15 protein-coding genes are annotated in these 21,615 nt (G+C 61.2%); 8 read left to right on the top strand and 7 right to left on the bottom strand.

The features are described from left to right. Positions 1–8: 8 nt before the first annotated feature. From ACTD9P_RS16205 to ACTD9P_RS16185, 5 genes are all read left to right on the top strand, one after another. Positions 9–515, top strand: a complete 507-nt coding sequence (locus ACTD9P_RS16205) for a toxin-activating lysine-acyltransferase (protein ID WP_438868471.1) — start codon at positions 9–11, stop codon at positions 513–515. A gap of 42 nt (positions 516–557) precedes the next feature. Continuing rightward, positions 558–8,792 (top strand): two-partner secretion domain-containing protein, encoded by an 8,235-nt coding sequence (locus ACTD9P_RS16200; protein WP_438868470.1) that lies wholly within the window; start codon positions 558–560, stop codon positions 8,790–8,792. Between the two features lie 11 nt (positions 8,793–8,803). Beyond that, complete coding sequence (locus ACTD9P_RS16195; protein ID WP_438868468.1) at positions 8,804–9,118, top strand: hypothetical protein; 315 nt, start codon at positions 8,804–8,806, stop codon at positions 9,116–9,118. Between the two features lie 62 nt (positions 9,119–9,180). Then, complete coding sequence (locus tag ACTD9P_RS16190) at positions 9,181–9,435, top strand: hypothetical protein (protein WP_040268219.1); 255 nt, start codon at positions 9,181–9,183, stop codon at positions 9,433–9,435. A gap of 20 nt (positions 9,436–9,455) precedes the next feature. After that, on the top strand, positions 9,456–10,004 hold the full coding sequence (locus tag ACTD9P_RS16185; protein ID WP_438868467.1) for a hypothetical protein: 549 nt from the start codon (positions 9,456–9,458) through the stop codon (positions 10,002–10,004). A gap of 72 nt (positions 10,005–10,076) precedes the next feature. Here the strand turns inward: ACTD9P_RS16185 and ACTD9P_RS16180 are convergent, their stop codons facing one another. From ACTD9P_RS16180 to ACTD9P_RS16155, 6 genes are all read right to left on the bottom strand, one after another. Next, complete coding sequence (locus tag ACTD9P_RS16180; RefSeq protein WP_438868466.1) at positions 10,077–11,816, bottom strand: dipeptidase; 1,740 nt, start codon at positions 11,814–11,816, stop codon at positions 10,077–10,079. A 360-nt stretch (positions 11,817–12,176) separates the two neighbouring features. Beyond that, positions 12,177–13,394: a phospholipase D-like domain-containing protein gene (locus ACTD9P_RS16175; RefSeq protein WP_438868465.1), complete on the bottom strand. Its 1,218-nt coding sequence runs from the start codon at positions 13,392–13,394 to the stop codon at positions 12,177–12,179. Positions 13,395–13,448: 54 nt separating this feature from the next. Next, positions 13,449–14,096: a MotA/TolQ/ExbB proton channel family protein gene (locus tag ACTD9P_RS16170; protein WP_219268178.1), complete on the bottom strand. Its 648-nt coding sequence runs from the start codon at positions 14,094–14,096 to the stop codon at positions 13,449–13,451. Positions 14,097–14,121: 25 nt separating this feature from the next. After that, complete coding sequence (locus ACTD9P_RS16165) at positions 14,122–16,407, bottom strand: TonB-dependent receptor (protein WP_438868464.1); 2,286 nt, start codon at positions 16,405–16,407, stop codon at positions 14,122–14,124. A gap of 23 nt (positions 16,408–16,430) precedes the next feature. Further along, positions 16,431–17,165: an energy transducer TonB family protein gene (locus ACTD9P_RS16160; protein ID WP_438868463.1), complete on the bottom strand. Its 735-nt coding sequence runs from the start codon at positions 17,163–17,165 to the stop codon at positions 16,431–16,433. Positions 17,166–17,167: 2 nt separating this feature from the next. Continuing rightward, entirely contained in the window at positions 17,168–17,575 is a 408-nt protein-coding gene (locus tag ACTD9P_RS16155) for an ExbD/TolR family protein (protein ID WP_200434511.1), read from the bottom strand. A 190-nt stretch (positions 17,576–17,765) separates the two neighbouring features. On the opposite strand from ACTD9P_RS16155, the gene ACTD9P_RS16150 reads away from it, so the two are divergent. Beyond that, complete coding sequence (locus tag ACTD9P_RS16150; protein WP_438868462.1) at positions 17,766–18,320, top strand: GNAT family N-acetyltransferase; 555 nt, start codon at positions 17,766–17,768, stop codon at positions 18,318–18,320. Beyond that, entirely contained in the window at positions 18,317–19,891 is a 1,575-nt protein-coding gene (locus ACTD9P_RS16145; RefSeq protein ID WP_438868461.1) for an alkaline phosphatase D family protein, read from the top strand. The genes ACTD9P_RS16150 and ACTD9P_RS16145 overlap by 4 nt, the downstream gene beginning before the upstream one ends. Here ACTD9P_RS16145 and ACTD9P_RS16140 read toward each other — a convergent pair. Next, entirely contained in the window at positions 19,888–20,514 is a 627-nt protein-coding gene (locus ACTD9P_RS16140; protein WP_438868460.1) for an alanyl-tRNA editing protein, read from the bottom strand. The genes ACTD9P_RS16145 and ACTD9P_RS16140 overlap by 4 nt on opposite strands. An 89-nt stretch (positions 20,515–20,603) precedes the next feature. On the opposite strand from ACTD9P_RS16140, the gene ACTD9P_RS16135 reads away from it, so the two are divergent. Next, positions 20,604–21,536, top strand: coding sequence for a LysR family transcriptional regulator (locus ACTD9P_RS16135; RefSeq protein ID WP_438868459.1), 933 nt, complete (start codon positions 20,604–20,606; stop codon positions 21,534–21,536). The last annotated feature ends 79 nt before the right edge of the window (positions 21,537–21,615 follow it).

Raw genomic sequence — 21,615 nt, 5'->3', positions numbered from 1 at the left:
GGCTTGCCATGCAACTCGATAACCTTGAGCTGATGGCGCCGGCGTTCAGTGAAGAACCCTGGAACGAGGCTCAAGCCCTGGGCGCCGCCGTGTGGCTGTGGATGCACTCCACGAGCCATCGCGATGCGCCGTTGCACACACTGAACGCGCTGCTATTGCCGGCAATTGCCAACCGCCAGTTCATCATTGGTTACGAACACGGGCGCCCAGTGTTTTATGCCGCCTGGGCCTGGTTCAGCGTCGACGCTGAACAGCGCTACCTGCAAAACCCGGCCATCAGCCTGCCCGCACCCGACTGGAACAGCGGCGAGCGCTTGTGGTTCCTGGACTGGGTAGCGCCGTTTGGCCACAGCGCACGCCTTGCACGCCTGGTACAGCGCCACTTATTTGCCGACAGTCGCTTCAGCGCGCTTTACCACCGGGGCAATGAGCGCGGGTTGCGAATCAAGCGCTTTCAAGGTGCCGGCCTGGCGCGCACGCAGCCGCCTGTTCCAACGATTGCTCGCCATTCGTAGTGCTCGTCACGTTTTTACGCTTTTCAAGACACAGGGATCGTCATGAACAAAAACCTCTACAGGATCGTTTTCAACAAAGCCCGTGGCCTGCTGATGGTAGTGGCCGAAAACGTGTTGGGGAGCAATAAAGCCTCGGGTCGTGGCGCAGGCGTTGCCCCGGTGGTCTTGAGCGCTGAATTGACCTTGCGCCCCCTGCGGTTTGCATTGATGGCGGCTCTGGGCTTGATCACGCTGGCCTCGCCCCTGGCCTGGGGCGACATCGTCGCCGACCGTGGCGCTCCCGCCGGCCAGCAGCCGGTGATCATCAATGCTGCCAATGGCGTGCCCCAAGTCAACATCCAGGCCCCGAGTGCGGCGGGGGTGTCGCGTAACACCTACAGCCAATTCGACGTCAATGCCCAAGGTGCGATCCTCAATAACGCGCGCACCAATACCCAGACTCAGCTCGGCGGCTGGATCGAGGGCAATGCACACCTGGCCGGCGGCACGGCGCGGGTGATCCTCAATGAGGTGAACAGCAGCAACCCCAGCCAACTGCGCGGTTACATCGAAGTGGCCGGCGACCGTGCCCAGGTGGTGATCGCCAACCCGTCGGGTATCGCGTGTGACGGTTGTGGCTTTATCAATGCCAACCGCGCCACCTTGACCAGCGGCAGTGCGCAGATGCAGGACGGCCAACTGCAAGGCTATCGGGTCGAAAGCGGCAAGGTGGTGATCTCCGGCAAGGGCCTGGACGCCTCACAGACCGACTTTACCGATGTGATCGCGCGGTCGGTCGAGGTCAATGCCGGGGTCTGGGCCAAGGACCTGCGGGTCACCACTGGCGCCAATCAGGTGAATGCCGACAACACCCAGGCGACGGCCATCAATGGTGTCGGCGACAAGCCCCAGGTCGCCATCGATGTGGCGCAACTGGGCGGCATGTACGCGGGCAAAATCAAGCTGGTGGGCACCGAAGCCGGCCTGGGCGTGCGTAATGCCGGGCAAATCGGCTCCAGTGCTGGCGACGTGGTGATCAGCGCCGATGGCCGGCTGGGCAACAGCGGGCAAATCAGCAGCAGCCAGAACCTGCAGGTGACCAGCCAACTGGGCGTCGACAACAGCGGCTCGCTGTACAGCAAGGGCAACGCGACGCTGTCCAGTGGTGGCGATATCAATAACCAAGGCGTGATCGCGGCGCAGCAGGACTTGAGCCTGGCGGCGCGCAACATCAGCAACGCCAGCAAGTCCGTGTTGGGTGCAGGCGTGGCGGGCGATGGCAAGGTCAGCGGCAATGGCACATTGCGCGTCAGCGCCAGCCAGACGCTCAAGCATCAAGGCTCGGCCATTGCCGCCGGCGATCTGCACCTGGACGCGGCGAGCCTCGACCTCAAGACGAGTGAGACCGCCGGGCGCAATGTCACGCTCACTGCCCGCGCGGGTGGCGCTGACTTGAGCGGTGCGGCATTGGATGCCACGGCAACGTTGAATACGTCGGTGCAACAGGCCCTGACCACCGACAACGCCAAGGTCAATGCCGAAGGCATTCAACTGGCGGCCGGCAGCCTGTCCAACCATCAAGGTGAAATCGTGCAGGTGGGCAAGGGCGCCACCGTGATCACTGTGGCCGGCAACCTCGATAACGCCGACGGGCGCATTGCCAGTAACGCGACCGACGTGCGCCTGTCGGCTGCGACCCTGTCCAATGCCAAGGGCCGGATCGAACACGCCGGAGCGGGCACCTTGACCCTTCAGGGTCAGGCGCTCACGGGTGCCCAAGGCAGCCTGCAGAGCAATGGTCTACTGCAAGTCAGCGTCGCCGACGCGGTACTGGACGGCGCCACCACCGTGGCCCGACAGATTCAAATCGACGCCAACCAACTGTCCAACCGGCAGGGGAACATCCTGCAGACCGGCACGGATACGTTGCGTATCAACACCCTGGGTCTGCTGGACAACACCGGCGCTACAGTGGCCAGTGACAGTGACATCAGCCTGACGGCTGATCGCTTGCTCAATCAAGGCGGCACGGTTCAGGCGGCAGTGGCCGGCAACCTCAAAGTTACCGCGCATACGCTGTTGGACAACAGTGCAGGCACCCTGGCAGCGGCCAAGGGCGCACAGTTGAGTACCGGGCAGTTGCTCAACGCGCAAGGCAAGATCACGGCGGGCGACAGCCTCACGCTGTCCGGCGGGCAGGTGAACAATGACCACGGCACGCTGGCGGCCATCGGCGCACTCAGTGTCAGCGCCGACGCCCTGAGTAACCGCCAGGGCACCGTGGGCTCGGTCGGCGGGCCGCTGGTGCTGAGGGTGAGCCAGGGCGCGTTCGATAACATCGCCGGTGTGGTGCAGGCCCGGCAAGGCGTGACCATTACCAGCCTGGGTCTGAATAACGACGATGGGTTAATCAGCGGCGCGGCCTTGTTGCTCAACAGTGCCGGGCGCGGCCTGTCAAACCAGCGCGGCGCCATTATCGGCAGCGGCACCGTGGACCTGCACAGTGGTGAGCTGCAGAACCAGGCCGGGCTTATCCAGGGTAACGGTGCGATCACACTCGACACCCATGGGCAAACGTTGACCAACACCGATTCCGGCAGCGCCAATGGCATCCTCGGGCAGGCCGGTATCACGCTGCGCACCGGCAACCTGAACAACAGCGCCGGTTTTATCGGCAGCAAAGGCGACGTGGCGATCCATGCCGCGCAGGTTGATAACCTCGACGCCGGTGTACTCAGCAGTGAAAAGAGCCTGCTGCTGACGGCGGGCGGCCTGAACAACCGTGGTGGCCAGTTGCAGAGCCTGGGCAACGCGCGGCTGGACATCGGCAGCGGTCGCCTCGATAACGTCGGCGGTCTGCTGCGTGCCGGGGGCACCTTGACGGTCGATGCAGGACAGTTGGATAACCAGCAGACCCAAGGGAGCAACCAGGGCGTGGAGGGGCAGTCGTTGGCCCTGAACCTGGCGCAGTTGCTCAACCGCTCGGGCGCCATGCGTGCTGACCAGTTGCTGAGCGTCAACAGTACCGGGCAGTTGGATAACAGCGCGGGCCTGATCTCGTCGAGCAAGCAGGTGTCGATCCGCGCCGATCAAGCAGTGCTCAACAGAGCCGGTACAGTGATCGCCGGAGAACGGCTCGGTCTGACCAGCGCCAGCCTCAGTGGCGATGGCAGCGTGTTGAGCCTGGGCGATATCAGCCTCAACCTAGCTTCGGGGTTGGTCAATACCGGCAAACTGCAAGCCAACGGTAATCTTGAGCTGAGCCTGCAAGGCGCGCTCGACAACCAGGGTGGCGTTCAGGCCGGCAAGCAATTGCGGGTAGCGAGCGGTGTGATTGAAAACCGCGCCAACGGCGAGATCAGTGCAGCGCAAGTGACCCTCGATGTGGCCGATACCCTGAACAACCGTGGCTTGATCGATGCCCAGATCACCCGGATCAATACCCAAGTGCTCAACAACCTTGGCAGCGGCCGTATTTATGGCGATCACGTTTCGATTGCGGCGGGGCAACTGACCAATGACGTAGAAGATGCCAAAGCAGCCGTGATCGCCGCGCGCGAACGCCTGGACATCGGCGTCGGCACGCTGCTCAACCGTGAGCATTCCATGCTCTTCAGTGCCGGTGACCTGTTGATCGGCGGCGCGCTGGATGCACAGGGCCAGGCTATCGGCCAGGCGGCTCTGGTGCGCAACGCCAGTGCCAGCATCGAAGCACTTGGCGGGTTGAGCCTCAGCAGCGCCGAGTTACGCAATACCAACGAACACTTCAGCACCCAAGTGGTTGAGGTCAGCCGCGAAGGCGTCCAGGAGTTCCAGCACACCGGCTCTGCCAATCGCTATCGCCCGGATCAGATCTCACTCTACAACGACGAAGTCAGCCACTTGGTCAGCCCCGAGGGCGTGGCCGATAACTACAACCGCTACGACTACACCCGCACCACCACCCAGACCCAGATCCTCACCTCCGACCCGGGTGAAATCCTCTCCGGCGGCTCAATGTTGCTGACCGCCAATTCGGTGTTGAACGACAAGAGCCGGATCATCGCCGGCGGCGAGTTGGTGGGGACTATCGGGCAACTCAGCAACACTGAGGTCACCGGGCAGCAGACGGTGACGGACAGTGGCACGTTCAGCCATTTGTATCGTATCCATCGCAAGGGCCGTGACCGTCAGGGCCGTTCGACAGCCGCTTACAACCCGGCCGCCAGCGTCACCGATATTTTCCTGCGGCCAACCCAGTACCTGCAAAACACCACCCATACCGGCAGCGGCCTGCAACTCGGCACTCGCCTGACCAGCAGCGTCGATCAGGCTGCCGGCGGTGCCAGTGCGGCCAAGGTCAATGTGGGCAATGGCCGAGCGCCTGGCCCGGTGCTGGAAGTGGCGGCGCTGCAAGCGACGGCGGCGGGAGGCGTGGGTGAGTCAATCCGTACCGGCGGGCTGAATGTGCAGGTGCCGGACAACAGCCTGTTCCACCTCAACCCCCAGGCCAACCCCAACTATCTGGTGGAGAGCGACCCACGGTTCACCAGTTATCGTTCCTGGTTGTCTTCCAACTACATGCTGGACCGGCTGCAACTGGATCCGGGCCTGACCCTTACGCGGCTGGGTGATGGTTTCTATGAGCAAAAACTGATCCGCGAACAGATCGCCCAACTCACCGGCAGGCGCTTCCTCGACGGCTATGCCAATGATGAAACCCAGTACCGCGCGTTGCTCGACAGTGCGCTGACCTACGCCGGGAAGTGGAACCTGGTGCCGGGTGTGGCGCTCAGCCCTGAGCAAATGGCCCAGTTGACCAGCGACATCGTCTGGCTGGTCAAGAAGGACGTAACCCTAGCCGATGGCAGCGTGACCCAGGCGCTGGTGCCGCAGGTGTATGTGCGGGTGCGTGACGGCGATCTGGATGGCTCCGGAGCACTGATGGCGGGCAACGTGGTCGACCTCAAGCTACAGGGCGACCTGGTTAACCGCGGCACGATCGCTGGGCGCAGCGTGCTGGCGATTTCCGCCGACAACCTGCAGAACCTGGGCGGGCGCCTGTCCGGTGGCGAGGTGCAGGTAAAGGCCCGCACTGACTTGAACAACCTCGGCGGGTTGATCGATGCCACCACGCGCTTGAATACGGTTGCCGGTCGCGATATCAACCTGGTGTCCACCACGCGCAACACCGAAAGTGCCCAGGGCACCGCCACGGGTATCTCGCGGGTTGCCGGGTTGTTTGTCTCCGATGCCAAGGGCGAACTGGTGGTGAACGCCGCGCGCGATATCAACCTGAGTGCGGCGCAAATCGTCAGTTCCGGCAAGGACGGCAAGACCACGGTGGTTGCCGGCCACGATATCAACCTGGGCACGGTAACCCAGAGCCGTGAACAAAGTGTGCAATGGAACGCCAGTAACTGGCGCAAGGACGCGAGCCGCACCGATGTCGGCAGCGTTATCCAGGGAGAGGGCGAGGTACGCCTGATTGCGGACAATGACCTCAATGCTCGTGGCGCCAAAGTTGTCAGCGAGCAGGGCGGGGTGACCGTTTCGACAGGACGCGACGTCAATCTGAGCACCAGCCAGAGCTACAACTTTGTCGACGAGGCCCATAAGGTCACCGGCAGTAACAGCCTGTTCTCCAGCAAGACCACCACAACCCGCGACACCGTGAGTGAAACCCGCGCCCAGGCCACCACCCTCAGTGGCGAGACCACCTGGGTCAAGGCCGACAATGACTTGAATGTGCGCGGCAGCAACGTGGTCTCCACCAGCGGCACCACCCTGGTGGCCGGGCACGATGTGAATGTGGTGGCCGCCACCGACCAGCTCAGCGAACAGCACTTCAAGCAGGTCAAGCAAAGCGGACTGTTCAGCGGCGGCGCCATCGCGGTGACCATCGGCAGCCAGCAGCGCAGCGACAAAAACCGTACCGACAGTGAAACGGCGGCGGCCAGCACCATCGGCGCCACCGATGGCAACGTGAGTATCCTGGCCGGCAATGCCTACCGCCAGGTCGGCAGCCAAGTGACGGCGCCCAAGGGCGATGTGGACATTGCCGCGCGCTTGGTCGATATCCTTGAGGCCCGTGACCAGCAGCACATCACCCAGGAGACCAAGTTCAAGCAAGGCGGCCTCACCATTACCGTGACCAACCCGGTGATCGAAGCCGTGCAGACCGCCCAGCGCATGAAAACCGCGTCCGACCGCACCGATGATGGCCGGCTCAAAACCCTGGCACTGGTCAATACCCTGATGGGGGCGGGCAACGGCTATATCCAGTACGACAAGGACCCGTCCATGGCCGGCGGCATCAATATCAGCATTTCAGCCGGCACCAGCAAGAAGGAAAGTAAAACCGAGCAGACCTCCAATTCGGCGGCCAGCTCGTCAGTGTTGGCCGGTGGTGATGTCAACATTACCGCTGCCGGCGCCGGCAAGAACAGCAACCTGACCGTACAAGGCAGCCAGATCACCGCCGGCCATGACGTGAACCTCAAGGCCGACGGCGCTATTGCCTTGCTGGCCGCGCAAAACACGGTGCAACAGCGCACGACCGAAAAGGGCAGCAACGCCAGCCTTGGGATCGGCATTGCCATCGGCAGCCAAACCACGGGCATCAGTTTTAACGCCGGGGCTTCCCAAAGCCGTGGCAAGGCCGATGGCGATGATGTGGTCTGGAGCAATACCCATGTGGACGCCGGTAATAAGGTCTCGCTCGATTCCGGTGGCGATACCCGACTCAAGGGCGCAGTGGTGAGCGGCAAGCAAGTCACGGCCGATGTCGGCGGTGATTTCAGTGTCGAAAGCCTGCAGGACACCAGTACCTACAAAGCCAAACAGACTAGCCTGGGCGTGGGCGTGAGTATTTGCGTGCCGCCATTCTGCATCGGCTCATCGAGCTTCACGTTGAGTCAGAACAAAGGCATTCAGAAATCCAACTTTGAAAGCGTCACTGAGCAGAGCGGCATTCGGGCCGGCGACGGTGGTTTTGATATCCGGGTCAAGGGCAACACCCACTTGGCGGGCGGCGTGATCGCCAGCAACGACAAGGCGATTGCCGACGGCAAGAACAGCTTGAGTACCGGCTCATTGACCACCGCAGACCTGCACAACAGCGCCAAGGCCAGCGCCGACAGCAGTGGGCTCACCCTCAGCAGCGACTTTGTCGGCCAGGGCATGTACGGCGCCAGCAAGGCCTTGTTCAGCAACTACCTGGATGCAGGCAAGGCTTCGGACTCTTCCGAGGGCAACACGCGAAGCGCGGTGAGTGCCGGCAATATCCTCATCACCGATGCCTACCGCCAGCAGCAATTGACCGGCCGTGATGCCAGCCAGACGGTGGCCAGCCTTAACCGTGACACCGCCCATTCCCATGTCGGCGCCGAGCGCCAGGACCTGGACAAACTGCAGCGTACCGCCGAGGCGGAGCAGTCGATCAAGAATGAGGCCTATCGCCAAGGGGTGCAGTTTACCGATGAGGCGTACCAGACCATGTTCAGAAAACCGGACCAGATGTTTGTGCTGGATATGGATGAGCAAGGCAATGTCAAAGAAGGCCCGGACGACAAACCCTTGTTCCGTGAGGTGGTGGGCGCCGAGCGGGATAACCTGCAAGCCGACGCTGACAACGTCGTCAACGTGGCCCTCAATGGTATTTTCAACGACGCAAAAGCCGCGGCGAAATACGCCGCTCAACACCGAAACCCCGACGCTACGGGGCCCCAATATTTCCTGTGGTTTCCGACGGCGGGTAATGCCATGTCGGAACTGCTGGTGGCCGGGTATCAGAAGGCAATGGACAACGACTTCTGGGGCTTGACCAATTACACCGCAGCCACCCGGGAGCTACAGATAAAGTACGGTGCCACCGGTTTGCACCTGACCGAGCACAGTCGCGGCACCATGACGGGCGGCAACTCGCGAGATTCCATTGCCAATCTACCCGGTGCCCAAGGCATGCTTAGAAAAACTACGGTGTATGACTTTGGCGGTGCATACAATGTCTATCGCGCCGATGAACAGCTGGCCTATTTGCAAAATCGCGCATCCGTCACCGACCCTGTCGAACGGGCGAACCTGGTCCTCAAGTACGAGGTCCATAACTACGATCCGGTAGGTACGTGGTTCATCATGGGCAATAACCCAGGCACCGGCGGTGTGATACCCCAGGGCAGTAGCCTGTTCAAAGAACTTATCAACGTATTGAAGGGCGAGACGACAATGCACAGCTGTTACGCCTATGGCCCAAATGCCTGCACACGATACTGGCCCGAGGGTCGGCCCGTTCTGGTGCCGGTGAGCCCACGCAAATAAGGAGATTTAGGATGCGGCTTAAACATCTGGCGTTAATTGTGTTGGTTGCACCTTTTGTCAGCGCTTGCTTTAGCAAGCCATTCCAGCCCCCCACGGCCGATGCCGACTTGTGGGAGAAGCCCGGCGCCAGCCACCAGGATGTGGTTGCGTCCATGTTGGCGTGTGGTGAAAAGAATGGCTCCGGCATTGATCCCAAAGCCAGCTTCCAGGAGATGGCCCAGCGATTTGTGTGTATGAAGCGTGCGGGCTACACCCGGCGTGACGGTTTTGATATCTGTGCATTGCACCCCAAGGAGCCGTTGAGGGCCTGTGAGTCGGCGCAATGAAACCCCAAAAGAACCGCCCTGTTTTTAAGGGCTCGTCACTCAACACGATAGGGACATCACCTGTGAAATACGCAATCTGCGCCACCTTGCTGCTGTCACTGAGCGGCTGCCTGACCATGTCGGGTGAATACACCGTGACGGCTCACGACGCCTCCGGCGCCCAGATAACCAAGCTCGGCACCTTCACCGCCGAGGGCCATAACATTTACCCCATACGCAATGCGTTCTGCCTCAACGCACCGGGGGCAACGGTCATCATTCGCGATGCCCGGACCGGCGAGGAACTGCGCAGCGAAAGCCCTTATCACTGCCGTTAACCCTCAAAAAAAGGATGTCCATGAGAGCGTTTCTGATAGCCGGCCTGGCCGTGGCCGTGAGTGGTTGCGGCAACATTTCCAATATCCGTGCTTACAACACGCCCTATGTTGAACCCACAGCAGGGGACACCGCACGTTTGCGTGTGATCACCAATGGCATGGCGCGCGGCGTGCCGGGCCGTGACTGCATCGACTGGCGTGTGCCTGGCGCCGGGGTGATGGCCGTGTCCGAATCCGGTTTTGCGGGTCAGAATAATGGCCGCAGCCTGGGCATGCCCGAGAGCAACCGCCGGGTGGAGGCACAAGGCTCGGCGCGTAGCGAACTGAAGGTGCCGGCGAACAAGTCTTTTGCCATGAACTTCCAGAGTGAGGGCTATGTTTCCGGCGGCAATTCCTATAGCTGCAGGCAAAGCTTTCACTTCACCCCCAAGGCCGGGCAGGATTACGAACTGATCCTGCTCGACGGTGGCCAGTGCCTGATTGCATTGCAGCACCTGAACCCGACGGGGAAACCGCAGAACGTGCCGGTGCAGAAGGCCAAGCTGTGCAATGCGATGGATATGTTTTAGGTCGCAAGCAAGTCCTGGTTAACCACAACGCCGATCACGATTGATCGGCGTTGTGGTTTTTACCTGCGCTTATCAGAGCTTCGGCAGTTGCCCCACACGGCCGATCATTTCCGTGACGATCTGCAGGTCCAGCAGGAACTGTTCGACGGTCTTGAACTCACCGTCGGTGTGCCCGGTGTACTTCACGTCCGGCTTCGCCAGGCCGAATTGCACGCCATTGGGCAGCCTATGCACGGAGGTCGCGCCGGCCGACGTGCCGAACTTATGCTCCATGCCGAGGTTTTCGCTGGCCACGGCCAACAGCGCTTTGACCCATTCACCTTCCGGGTTGCGGTACATCGGCTCGGCCACCGAGTAAGTGACGTTCATGGCCACCTTGGTGCGCTTGTCCCAGGCGTTGATTTTCTCTTCGATCTCGGCCTTGAGTGTTTCCGGCGACTTGCCCTTGGGAATGCGCAGGTCCACCGCCAGCTTGAAGGTTTTGGCGTCTTGGCCGACAAAGGTCAGCGAAGTGGTCAGCGGCCCCATGAACGCATCGGAGAAGCCCACGCCCAGCTTGCCGCCCAGGTAATCCAGGCCCCAGTTGTCGGCGGCGTACTGCGCAGCGTCGGTGATGTGGTTGTGCTTGAGGGCAATCTTGCCGTCGACGCTGTGGATCAGCTCCAGCATGCGTGCGACCGGGTTGACGCCGGTTTCAGGTTCCGACGAGTGCGCGGACACACCGGTGACCGTCAGCTTGACCTCTTTGCCCACCACCTTGGCCGCTACCGTGAAGTCGCCGCCATGACTGTTGGCGTATTCATTGCCGGCTTTTTGCAGGCTGGCTGCCAACTCGGCGGGTGTGTCGCTGAGTAATGTAGCCACCGACACCGAAGGAATCTGGTTGGTGGCCGCGCCGCCGGTCATCGTGATGATTTCTGCGCCTTTGCCGTCACCTTTGCGCACCGGGAAGGTGGCCATGATGGCGCCGTGGCCTTTTTCGGCAATGACCACCGGGTAGCCGCCATCAAGCGCCAGGTTGTATTGCGGCGTTGGGTTGTGCGCGAAGTAGTAAGGAATGGCGTCGCCAGAGGTTTCTTCAGTGGTGTCCACCAGCAGCTTGAAGTTGCGCGCCAGTGGCAGTTTTTCTTCCTTGATGACCTTCATCGCATACATCGCCACCACAATGCCGTTCTTGTCATCCTCGGTGCCACGGCCGTACATGCGGTCGCCGATCAGTGTGACCTTGAACGGGTCAAGTTTGGTGCCGTCCTTGAGCACCCAGTTTTCCGGCGTCACCGGCACCACGTCGGCGTGGGCGTGAATACCGACCACTTCATCGCCGCTGCCTTCCAGAGTGATTTCGTAGACGCGGTTGTCGACATTACGGAAGTTCAGGTTGAAGGCTTTGGCCAGGCCCTGGATCTTGTCGGCGATCTTGAGAAATTGCGGGTTCTTGTACTGCGGCAGGCCGTCGACGTTGAAGGTCGGGATCTCTACCAGCTCGCGCAGGGTTTCCAGCGCGGCCTTGCCGTACTTCACGCGGGTGTAAATCCCCAGCAGGCGATTGATTTCGTTCTGCTGGTCGGCGCTCAGGGTTTTGTTGGCGAGAAAGGCTTCGATGGCCGGGCCGACGTCGTCGGTTTTTGCCAGGTCGCCCTTGGCCAGGGTGGCGAGGAAACCACGGAAATCGGTGGCCGACGCTTCGTTGAAACTCTTGATAATGGCGGTGCTTTGTTCGGCGCTGATATTGGCGGAGACGGGCGTGGCGACGGCCGCGAAGCTGGCGGCGAACAGGGTGGCAGCCACCCGTTTCTTGAGGGGAAAGTGCATGGTCAGAGGCATTCCTTTGCAGGCAGTGAGTAAGAGGTTTCTGATCGATCTGTCAGAAACATTTCCACACACTACCATCACCAAGGCCGGGATAGGGAGCCTCGGCCTGGGAAATGTCCTACTCAAGTAGCAGAGTTGTCCAGTAACCAAATGTGGGAGCTACAGTGAAGTTTGAAATGGGTGCTCAAGGCTTGCCCTAATGCCAGTCAGTTAAAAGCTAGAACTGACAACTAGCGGCCTGTGGCGAGGGAGCTTGCTCCCGCTGGGGCGCGAAGCGGCCCCAAAAATGGGACTGCTACGCAGTCCAACGGGAGCAAGCTCCCTCGCCACAGTTACCGGCTATGTCTTAACTGACTGGCATTAAGGCTTGCCCGGATGCGGCTCCGGGTACTGCGCCATCACGTCCAATGCCTTGGCATACGGCCCATCCCACAACTGCTCGTGCAACTCGCCGATGCGCTTGGCCATCGCCGCGTCATGCATCACCACCTCCAAATTGCGCGAGTTATCCAGATACCCGCCCAGCCAATTGCTGGTGCCGACCCAGGCCACTTGCCCGTCGATCTCCATGGTCTTGCTGTGGATCACCCGCGCATAAGGGATAAACCCTTGTTTGGCCTCGGGCAGGGTGACGATCTTGACCTCGACGTTGGGCAGCACGGCCAGGCTTTTGAGGTAGGGCAGTTCGAGTTTGTCGGTGTTCCAGTTGGACACCATCAGCTTGACCGATACCCCACGCGCAGCCGCGGCGCGCACGGCGTTGTCGATCACTGCGTAGTAGGGGCGGGTCCGGTCCGGTCCGTAAGACAGCGGCGCGTAGTCGAGCAATTGCACGCGCACTTCTTTCCTGGCTTCGCTCAGCAGGCGCGGCAGTTCCAGTTGTGAGTCGCCCACGCCTGGCGGGTTGTAGCGCTGCGGGCTGGCCACCAAGTAGTTGCCGGTGCGCGCAGGCTCCGGGCTTGCGGCAGGCAGCGGCACCGGTTGCTTGTCCGCGAGTGCGGCCTGGGCCTGCCAGTCCTGGTTAAAGATTGCCTGCACCTGGCTGACTACCGTGGCATCGCTGATGCGCAAGCCAGTCTCGTGGATATGCTCCAGCGAGCGCCAATCGAAATTCTGACTGCCGACAAACGCCTGCTTGCCGTCCACCACCATGTATTTGGCGTGGATGATGCCGCCGCTCAACTGCCCATAGGCCAGTACGCGAAAGGTCAGGTTGGGAATCGCCCGCAAGCGTTCCAGGGTAGACGCCTCCGACAGCCGAATGCCTTTTTCCTCGAGCAGAAAGCGAATTTTCACACCCCGTTTGCCGGCAGCTTCCAAGTGCTCAATCACCTTGTCCATCACCGAACCGGGATGGTCGGCGGCATAGAACTGGCCGATATCAATGCTGCTTTTGGCACCATCAAACAACTCGATCCACACCGGCCCTGGCTGGCGCAGGTCGGCAGTGCCCAGCGCGGTGTCCACTGGCACGGTGTGCACCAATTCAAACCCTGCAATTGAAAAGTCCGCTTGGGCAAGCGGACTCAAAAGAAGGCCGGTCAGGCCGGCGATACGCAACTTCATCGAGAGGGACATAGACGTCTCATCGGGCAAAAGAAAGGCGGGTGCACTACGCGCCCGCCTTGAAGGTTATGCGGTGCGGGTATGCAACGGCGTCGGCACCAGGTGTGGCACTTCACCCTGAACACGGGCACCGCTGGCCGCGCGGATCAGCAGGATTTTCAGCTGGTCGTTGATGCGCTCCAGGCTGTCCTGGAAGAAGTTGTGGAACACCACGCAGAACAGCGCGATGGCGATACCCAGGCCGGTGGCGAACAAGGCCGTACCGATACCACCGGAGATCTGGCCTGGGTCGGACACGCCGGCACTGGCCAACGCCTTGAAGGTGTCGATGATGCCGAGGATGGTGCCCAGCAGGCCCAGCAATGGCGCGGCGGTGGTGATGGTCTCGATGATCCACAGGCTGCGCGACAGCGGCGCGCGGGTCTTGAGGTACTGGGTTTCGATTTCGTCGTCCAGGTCCTTGCGCGAGCCGTTGGAGGCCTTCTGCGCGAGGATCGGCAGCACCATGTTCAGGGGCAGGCTGTCGCGGCGGGTGAGGCTTTGCGGCAGGTCGCGCTCGCTGTGTACGTTGGCGCCGAGCACGTCGGTCAGGGCGCGGGCCTGGCGGCGCACGTAGGCGAAGTAGATGCCCCGTTCGATGGTGATGAAGATCGCAATCGCCATCGCGGCGTACATCACATAGAAGGTGATTTGGTGCAGCAGGTCCATGTCCATGAGTGTGTTCCTCTCAGGTGATTAATCAGAAATTCGCTTCCAGGGAAACCGTGACGGTACGGTCCAGGCCGACGATGTAAGCCGGGTCGCCATCGCGGAAACCGCTGTAGCTCGCCGCGTTGGTCTTGGTGGTGTACACGCCGTCCAGGTACTTCTTGTCAAACAGGTTGTCGACGTTCAGACGCAGGGTGGCGTCCTTGACCACTTTCTTGTCCACAGGCAGGTAGATACCGGCGCCGAGGTTGAAAATGGTGCGCGCCGAGATGGCTTCGTCGTTGGTCAGATCGCCGTAGAGCTTGCTGGTGAACTTGCCGCCGAAGGTGCCGTAGAAGCGCCCGTCGTCGTAGCCGATGTTGGCCGCCAGCATGTTGGTCGGCACGTTGGCGAACTGCTTGCCGCTGGTGGGCAATACGATCGGTTTGCCGGCGCTGAAGACGGTCAGGTCGTCCTGCTGCTTGGAACTGGTATAGGTGTAGGAGGTGTAGTAGTTGAAGTTGTGCGCCAGCTTGCCGCTCCACTCCAGTTCCAGGCCTTTGTTGATCACGGTGCCAGCGTTGATGTCGGCCGAATCGCCGTTGCTGTCCAGGGACGTGAGCTGGCGGTTCTTGAACTGCATGTAGAACAGGGTGGCGGCGAGGGTCATGTCTTCGCCGGTGTAGCGCCAGCCCAGTTCCTGGTTCCAGCTCAGTTCCGGCTTGGAGTCCAGGGAGCCCACGCCTTTGTCGTACAGCACGTAGTTCTGCGGGATACGCATGTTGCGCGAAAGGCTGTAGAACAACTGGTCACGCTCGTCGAGCTGGTATTTCAGGCCGGCGTTGGGCAGCAACTTGTTGTAGGTCTGGTTGGCCTTGCCCGGTTGTTCGGTGAGGCTGCCGTGGTTGGTACCCTCACGCTCGACATTCATGTAGGCAAGGCCGGCGATCAGGGTCCAGTCCGAGTTGATGTACCAGGTGTCCTGGGCCCAGACTTTTTGCGCCGGGGTCACGGTGTAGCGGTCGCGACCTTGTACGGTGTTGCCATTGGCGTCGACCACGGAGCTGGCGTCCGGCCAGGTGTCGCTGGGCTTGCCGCTGTTCTTGAGGGCAATGAACGGCTGGGTCTGGCTTTGGCGCGCGCGCTCGTACCAGTAGCCGAATTGCAGGCTGTGGTCGCCCAGGTCCCAGTTCAGCTTGGTGGTGATGCCCGGGCGCCAGGTCTGGGTGCGCGAAGGGCGGTAGTAAACGCCCGTCGTTGCCGAGCCGTCGGCGTTGTATTGGGCCTGCGTCGGCAGGTTGCCAAGGTCGAACACGCCGCCTTTGTTGGAACCGCTGTTGAGTGCATAGGCGGAGGAGCCCACGCCGCTGCCGTTGCCGTAGTAGTAATACGGGATCACCGAGAGCGACAGGTTATCGCTCAGCTTGTACTGAGTGTTGAGCACGGCGGTGAAGGTCTGGAACGGGTTCTGTGCCAGGTCGTAATAGCTGCTGACCTTGCCGTTGGAACCCAGCGCCGGTTTGGCCGGGTAGGGGTCGTACTTGCGGCCGAACTGCTGGAACTGCGCCTTGGTCAGTTGGCTGTAACTGTTGTTGTCCTGCTCGTGGTACTTGAGGATCAGGTTGGCGGTGTTGCCGTTGCCGGCGTCGAAAAAGCTGTTCCACTCCACCTTGTCCGCACGCACCGCGCCCGAGCCGCGCCACATCTGGCCTTCGGTGTGGGAGGCCGACAGCCAGTTGCTCAGGCCGTTGACTTCGCCGGTGTTGAGGCGCGCGAAGGTCTTGCGAGTGGCGTTGCTGCCCACCACTTGTTTGACGAACGCACCGGTTTCCTTGGTCGGCCGAATCGTCACGATACCGATGTTGCCACCGCTGGAGCCGATGTGCGGGCCGTCGGCTTCCGACGAGCCCTGGGTGACGAAGATCTGGTCGATGTTTTCCGGGTCGCCGAGCAAGTTAGAGTACAGCGCGTAGTTGCCGGAGTCGTTGATCGGCATGCCATCCACCGACATACCGACCTGGTCGGAGTTCATGCCGCGCATAGTGAAGCGAAAGCCCGACAGGCCGGTGTTGTCCTCACTGGAGATGTTCAGGCCCGGCGTGTACTTGAGCTTGTCGATGGCATTGCCGGTGGCGGTTTGCTTGTCCAACGCTTCCTTGGTGATGGTCGAGCGGCCCTTGGCGCTCTCTTCCTGGACCATGTAACCGCCCCCCGCGGTTGCCTTGCCTCCTTGAACTCCGATCGTGCCGACGTCACTGTCACTGGTATCAGCCATAACCACTCCATGGGTCATGCTTGTCGCGGCAACAAGTGCCAGATGAATACGTGTGAACCTCATCACTGTCGTCCTGGTGTCGGTGCTTATTGCACGCTGTAGTTGAAGGTGGCGGTGAAGCGTTGTTCGTTACGTCCACCGAAGGCTTGTTCGGGGAACGGCTTGACCTGCTTGATGCGGCGCAGGCTATTGGTAGCGGCCCGATTGAGCAGCATGCTCGGCGCCGGGGTCTGGATCCCGGCATCAAGGACGCGGCCTTGTCGATCCACCATCAACCACACCACCACCTCGCCACTGGGGCGTTCGAGGGACGCCTGGCGCCCGGTGGGGTATTGCTTGTAAGTGTCCAGCTCGTTGCGCAGCCCCTTGAGGTAACCGCCTTCCAGTGCCTGGCCATCCACTTTGGGCGGTGCCGGTGGCGCGGGCGGCGCCGGTGTTGGCGCGACGGCGGCCTGTACCGGCTTGGCCGCGACCGGTGCGACTGGCGTTGGAGTCGGAGTCGGTTTGGCAGCCACCACGGGCTTGGGTTTGGGCACAGGCTTGGGCTTGGGTTCAGGTTTTGGCAGTGGCTTTGGAGGTGGCGACGGCGGGGCCGGTTCGGCCTCTTCGTCTTCGATCACCGGCGGTGGCGGCTCTTGCTCGACCACAGGCTCTGGAACCACTTCGGGTTCGGGCTCGACCAGGGCGAGCTCGACCGCCGACTCGTCGTACTGCGGCTGGATTTTCAACGGTTGGGACTGGATACCCAGTGCAATCAGCACCAGGGCGAGCAGGGCCGGGACACTGCCCAGCAGCTGACGCGCACGAAACAGTACATACATGATCAAGACTTACGCGTGGCAATGGACACGGAGGTAAAGCCACCCAGACGCAGGGTGTCCATGACTTCCACCAGGCGCGAAACCTCTACGCCTTTGTCGCTGTTGACGATGATGGTCGACTTGGTATCAGGCTTTTCTGCGGCCTTGAGCGCCGGCACCAACGCATCGACGGTGAGGTCCTTGCCGTCCAGTTGCAGCTGGCCTTGCAGGCCCAGGGTCAGAATGAATTTATTCTGCGGCTTGAGTTGCTGCGAGCTGCTGGCGCTCGGCAATTGGGTCTTCATGCCGAGTGCCGGGATCACGTTCAAACTTACCAGTACGAAAAACACCAGGAGGAACATCATCACGTCGATCATGGGGATCAACTCGATGTGTGCCTTGCGTTTCTTGGGTTCATCCCAGGTTCTCATTCTGTTACCCCGTCGTTGAATTAGGGGCGACACGCTAACAACCAAAAATGACCGAATGGTTAACTTTAATTGACGTTTTAAAGGCTCTAGGACGCGTCTTTCAGAGTTTTTACCTGACGGTTTCATGACGTAATGCAATTGACACGAAGGCGGTACACTCTGGGAGAATTTACTTGAAGAGCTGCCGCGTATGACCACTGCACTGCCTCAATTGTCGACCCAGCGACTACTATTGCGGGCGCTGGAAATGGACCAGGCCGAGGTGCTCTTCGGCCTCGTCAACGAGCCGGCCATCGCGGATAACACGGCGAATATTCCGTCGCCCTATACCTTGGAAATCGCGCAGAGTTTTATCGCCGGTGCCGCAGAAAAATACCGCACCGGCGAGTTGTTGAACCTGGGCATGCATGTGCGGGAAACCGGCGAATTGATCGGCATGATCAGCCTGCGTGTCTCGGCTCGTCATCACGCGGGGCACTTGGGGTATTGGGTGGGGGCGCACGCGCGCAATCGGGGGTATGCGGCAGAAGCGGCGAGTGCGGTGATGGACTTCGGGTTCACTGAGCTGGGGTTGCAGCGTGTCGGCAGCCAATGCTTTGGCCGCAACAAGGAATCGGCGCGAGTCATGCAGAAAATCGGCCTGCGCTACGAGGGTTGTCTGCGCCAGGCGTTTCTCAAGAATGGCGTGTATGAAGACCTGCTGGGCTTTGCCACCGTGCGTGAGGACTGGGAGCGCGCGTTGTGACTGGCGCAGTGGACCACGGCCGGCGCCGCGTCCTCAGCGGGCTGGCGGTCGCCACTGCGTTTTCAATCCTCAGCCCGTTCGCGCGCAGTGCCGGGGTGGATTACCCGTTCACCCTCGGCGTGGCCTCGGGCGACCCGCTGCCGGATGGTTTTGTGATCTGGACACGCCTGGCGCCGTTGTTCAACGCAGCTGACGGGCAGGGCGGCTTGAGCCGCGCCGTACCGGTGCGCTGGCGGGTGGCCAGTGATGCGGCGATGACGCGCATCGTGAAGCAGGGCGAAGTCATGGCGACTGAGCGGTTCGCCCATTCGGTGCATGTTGAAGTGGCCGGGCTTGCGGCAGGCCGGCCGTATTGGTACCAGTTCGAAGGCCTCGGCGCACAGAGCCCGGTGGGTCAGGCGCGCACCACGCCACTCTTGCAGGCGATGGCCTCGGCTCGGCTGGGGTTTGTTTCCTGCTCGCATTGGGAGCGCGGTTACTTCAGCGCCTATCGCCACCTGGCAGCGGAACAACCCGACCTGGTGTTTTTTCTCGGGGACTACATTTACGACAGCTCTTACGCAGCCGACTCGGGAAAAGTCATTCGGTGCCATGGCAGCGGTAACGCCAAGAGCTTGAGCGACTACCGCAACCGCTACGCCCTGTACAAAACCGATCCGGACCTGCAAGCCCTGCACGCGGCCGCCCCCAGCGTGGCGACCTGGGACGACCACGAAGTGCAGAATGACTACGCCAACCGCTGGTCCCAGGACCCGAAGATTCCCGTGGCGCAATTTCTCCAGCAGCGGGCGGCGGCGTACCAGGCGTTTTACGAGCACATGCCGCTGCGCGCCAGCAGCGTGCCGAAGGGGCCGGACATGCGTATTTACCGGCGCCTGGACTACGGCCGCCTGGCGCGTTTTCATGTGTTGGATGGGCGCCAGTATCGCTCCGAGCAACCCTGCATCCAGGCCAACGGCAGCCATCAGGGGCATATTGCCGCCAACACTTGCAGCGACCTGCGCGACCTCGGTCGCACCCTGCTTGGCTGGCAACAAGAGGCCTGGCTGGACCAGGGATTTGCCCAGTCGCAGGCGCAGTGGAATGTGATCGCCCAGGACTTGCTGGTGGCACCCTTGATCCAGCGCGACCTGACCAGCCACAAGGTCGGTCACTGGACCGATGGCTGGGACGGCTACATGGCCAACCGTTCACGGATGCTGGCGTCCATCGAGCGTCACAAGGTCAGTAACCCGGTGTTCTGGGGCGGGGATATCCACTCGTTCTGGACCACCGACCTGCATGCCGACGCCAACAACCCGGACTCGCCAGTGATCGCCACGGAGTTCGTCGGCAGTTCGGTGACCTCCGATGGCCCGCCCTTTGAGGCGTTCAGCAAGATCCTGCCGCTTAATCCGCATGTGAAGTTTTTCGACAGTCGCCAGCGTGGGTATGTCTCGGTAGAGCTTGCGGCCCAGAAGATGCTGACGAATTTTCGGGTGATAACCGACCCGCGCGATCCCAATGCCATGGTGTCGACCCTCAAGTCGTTTGTGGTGGAGCCGGGGCGGGCGGGCGCGATTGCGGTTTAGTCGAGGCTGTAACGCACCGACAGCGCGCCTTTTTTCTCCGACAAGGCCAGGATCGTCACCTGGCCCAGTTCGCTCAACGCTTGCACATGGGTGCCACCGCAGGCGTAGGCGGGCAGTTCGCCGAAACCCACTTCACGGGCACCGTCTTCCAGGGTCATATGGCGTGGGTAGTCGGCGGCAATCCATTGGTTGACCTGTTGCTGGATCGCCTCGGCGTCGATGGCCTGGGCTATTTCGCCACGGATAAAGGTGATTTTGCATTCGCCCGGCCAATGGTGGGCCTTTATCGGCATCCAGCCGAGGCTTTCTCCCGCATTGCCAATCAGGTGCCCGGCCGAATGCAGGCGAGTGTGCAGGGCGCGGCGCTGTGCGTCGACCCGTGCGGTGACCGGGCCGGGCTCCAGAGGCTGGTCAACATAATGCACCACTCGGTCGGCTTCCTGGGTGACGCGCAGAATCTGGCTATCGCCAAGCCAGCCGGTGTCGAAGGGTTGCCCGCCGCCTTGGGGATGGAAAATAGTCGACTGCAAGGTGACGGCAAACAGACCGTCGTGTGGCGTGCAGCTCAGCACTTCAAGCTCGGCAGTCAGATGGTCGTGGGTGAAAAACAGGCGCTCGGTCATTATTTACATCCGCATCAGAGTTCTACGGGCAGTATAAATAGTGCGTGGATGGGTGATAATCCGTTCAATTATCAATGGACCTGTGCGTCATGAGCATCAATCTTCCTTTGCCACTGCTGGGTGAAATGGCGATTTTCGTCAAAGTCGTGGAGACCGGCAGTTTCTCCGAAGCGGCGCGACAACTGAGCGTTTCACCCTCGGCAGTGAGCCGCAGTATCTCGCGCCTCGAACAGGCCCTGGCCACGCGGTTGCTGCAACGCACTACGCGCAAGTTGCGCTTGAGCGAAGGCGGTGAAGAGGTGTTCAAGCGTTGCCAGGAGATGGTCAACGCGGCGCGTTCGGTCATGGAGATCAGCGGCCAGTTCACCCATGAGGCCGAAGGCCTGGTGCGGATCAGCGTGCCCAAGGCGGTGGGCCGGTTTGTAGTGCATCCGCATATGCCGGAGTTTTTGCGGCGCTATCCCAAGGTAGATGTGCAGTTGATCCTGGAAGACCGGCATGTGGACCTGATCGACGACAACGTGGACCTCAGCATCCGCATCACCGACAGCCCGCCACCGGGCCTGGTCGGCCGCCAACTATTGCCCATCGAGCATTTGCTGTGCGCAACACCGCAGTACCTGGCTGGGCAGGGTACGCCTGAACATCCCCATGATTTGCTGGAGCACAGCTGCATTTACCTGGGGGAAACGCCGGGGGATTCACGCTGGAAGTTTCGTCAGGGCGCCAAGGCGGTGACCGTGGGCGTGCGCGGGCGCTACGCCGCGAACCATACCGGCGTGCGCCTGGATGCGGTGTTGCAGCATGTGGGGATTGGCAGCTTGCCGTACTTCACGGCGCGCCATGCCTTGGAGGCGGGGAGTTTGGTGCAGGTGTTGCCCGAGTGGGATTTTATTGCGTCCTACCATGGCGAGGCGTGGTTGCTGCATTCGCCTACACGGTATTTACCGCCGAAGTTGCGGGTATTTATTGATTATCTGGTGGAGTGTATGGAACGCGAACCCACACTCCGCCGTCGGTAGGAATGCGGTCCAAATGTGGGAGCGGGCTTGCTCGCGAAAGCGGTGTGTCAGTCGCGAAAGAAGTTGACTGAACCACCGC

The sequence above is a fragment of the Pseudomonas onubensis genome, assembly GCF_965653655.1.
Taxonomy (GTDB): domain Bacteria; phylum Pseudomonadota; class Gammaproteobacteria; order Pseudomonadales; family Pseudomonadaceae; genus Aquipseudomonas.
This window is presented reverse-complemented; position numbering and strand designations above follow the sequence as displayed.

Excerpts from the sequence above, each read along its gene's own strand:
- ACTD9P_RS16160 (WP_438868463.1), bottom strand. The coding sequence starts at position 17,165 with ATGTATGTACTGTTTCGTGCGCGTCAGCTGCTGGGCAGTGTCCCGGCC.
- ACTD9P_RS16200 (WP_438868470.1), top strand. The coding sequence starts at position 558 with ATGAACAAAAACCTCTACAGGATCGTTTTCAACAAAGCCCGTGGCCTG.
- ACTD9P_RS16170 (WP_219268178.1), bottom strand. The coding sequence starts at position 14,096 with ATGGACATGGACCTGCTGCACCAAATCACCTTCTATGTGATGTACGCC.
- ACTD9P_RS16135 (WP_438868459.1), top strand. The coding sequence starts at position 20,604 with ATGAGCATCAATCTTCCTTTGCCACTGCTGGGTGAAATGGCGATTTTC.
- ACTD9P_RS16140 (WP_438868460.1), bottom strand. The coding sequence starts at position 20,514 with ATGACCGAGCGCCTGTTTTTCACCCACGACCATCTGACTGCCGAGCTT.
- ACTD9P_RS16165 (WP_438868464.1), bottom strand. The coding sequence starts at position 16,407 with ATGAGGTTCACACGTATTCATCTGGCACTTGTTGCCGCGACAAGCATG.
- ACTD9P_RS16175 (WP_438868465.1), bottom strand. The coding sequence starts at position 13,394 with ATGTCCCTCTCGATGAAGTTGCGTATCGCCGGCCTGACCGGCCTTCTT.
- ACTD9P_RS16205 (WP_438868471.1), top strand. The coding sequence starts at position 9 with ATGCAACTCGATAACCTTGAGCTGATGGCGCCGGCGTTCAGTGAAGAA.
- ACTD9P_RS16195 (WP_438868468.1), top strand. The coding sequence starts at position 8,804 with ATGCGGCTTAAACATCTGGCGTTAATTGTGTTGGTTGCACCTTTTGTC.
- ACTD9P_RS16155 (WP_200434511.1), bottom strand. The coding sequence starts at position 17,575 with ATGAGAACCTGGGATGAACCCAAGAAACGCAAGGCACACATCGAGTTG.
- ACTD9P_RS16180 (WP_438868466.1), bottom strand. The coding sequence starts at position 11,816 with ATGCACTTTCCCCTCAAGAAACGGGTGGCTGCCACCCTGTTCGCCGCC.
- ACTD9P_RS16185 (WP_438868467.1), top strand. The coding sequence starts at position 9,456 with ATGAGAGCGTTTCTGATAGCCGGCCTGGCCGTGGCCGTGAGTGGTTGC.
- ACTD9P_RS16150 (WP_438868462.1), top strand. The coding sequence starts at position 17,766 with ATGACCACTGCACTGCCTCAATTGTCGACCCAGCGACTACTATTGCGG.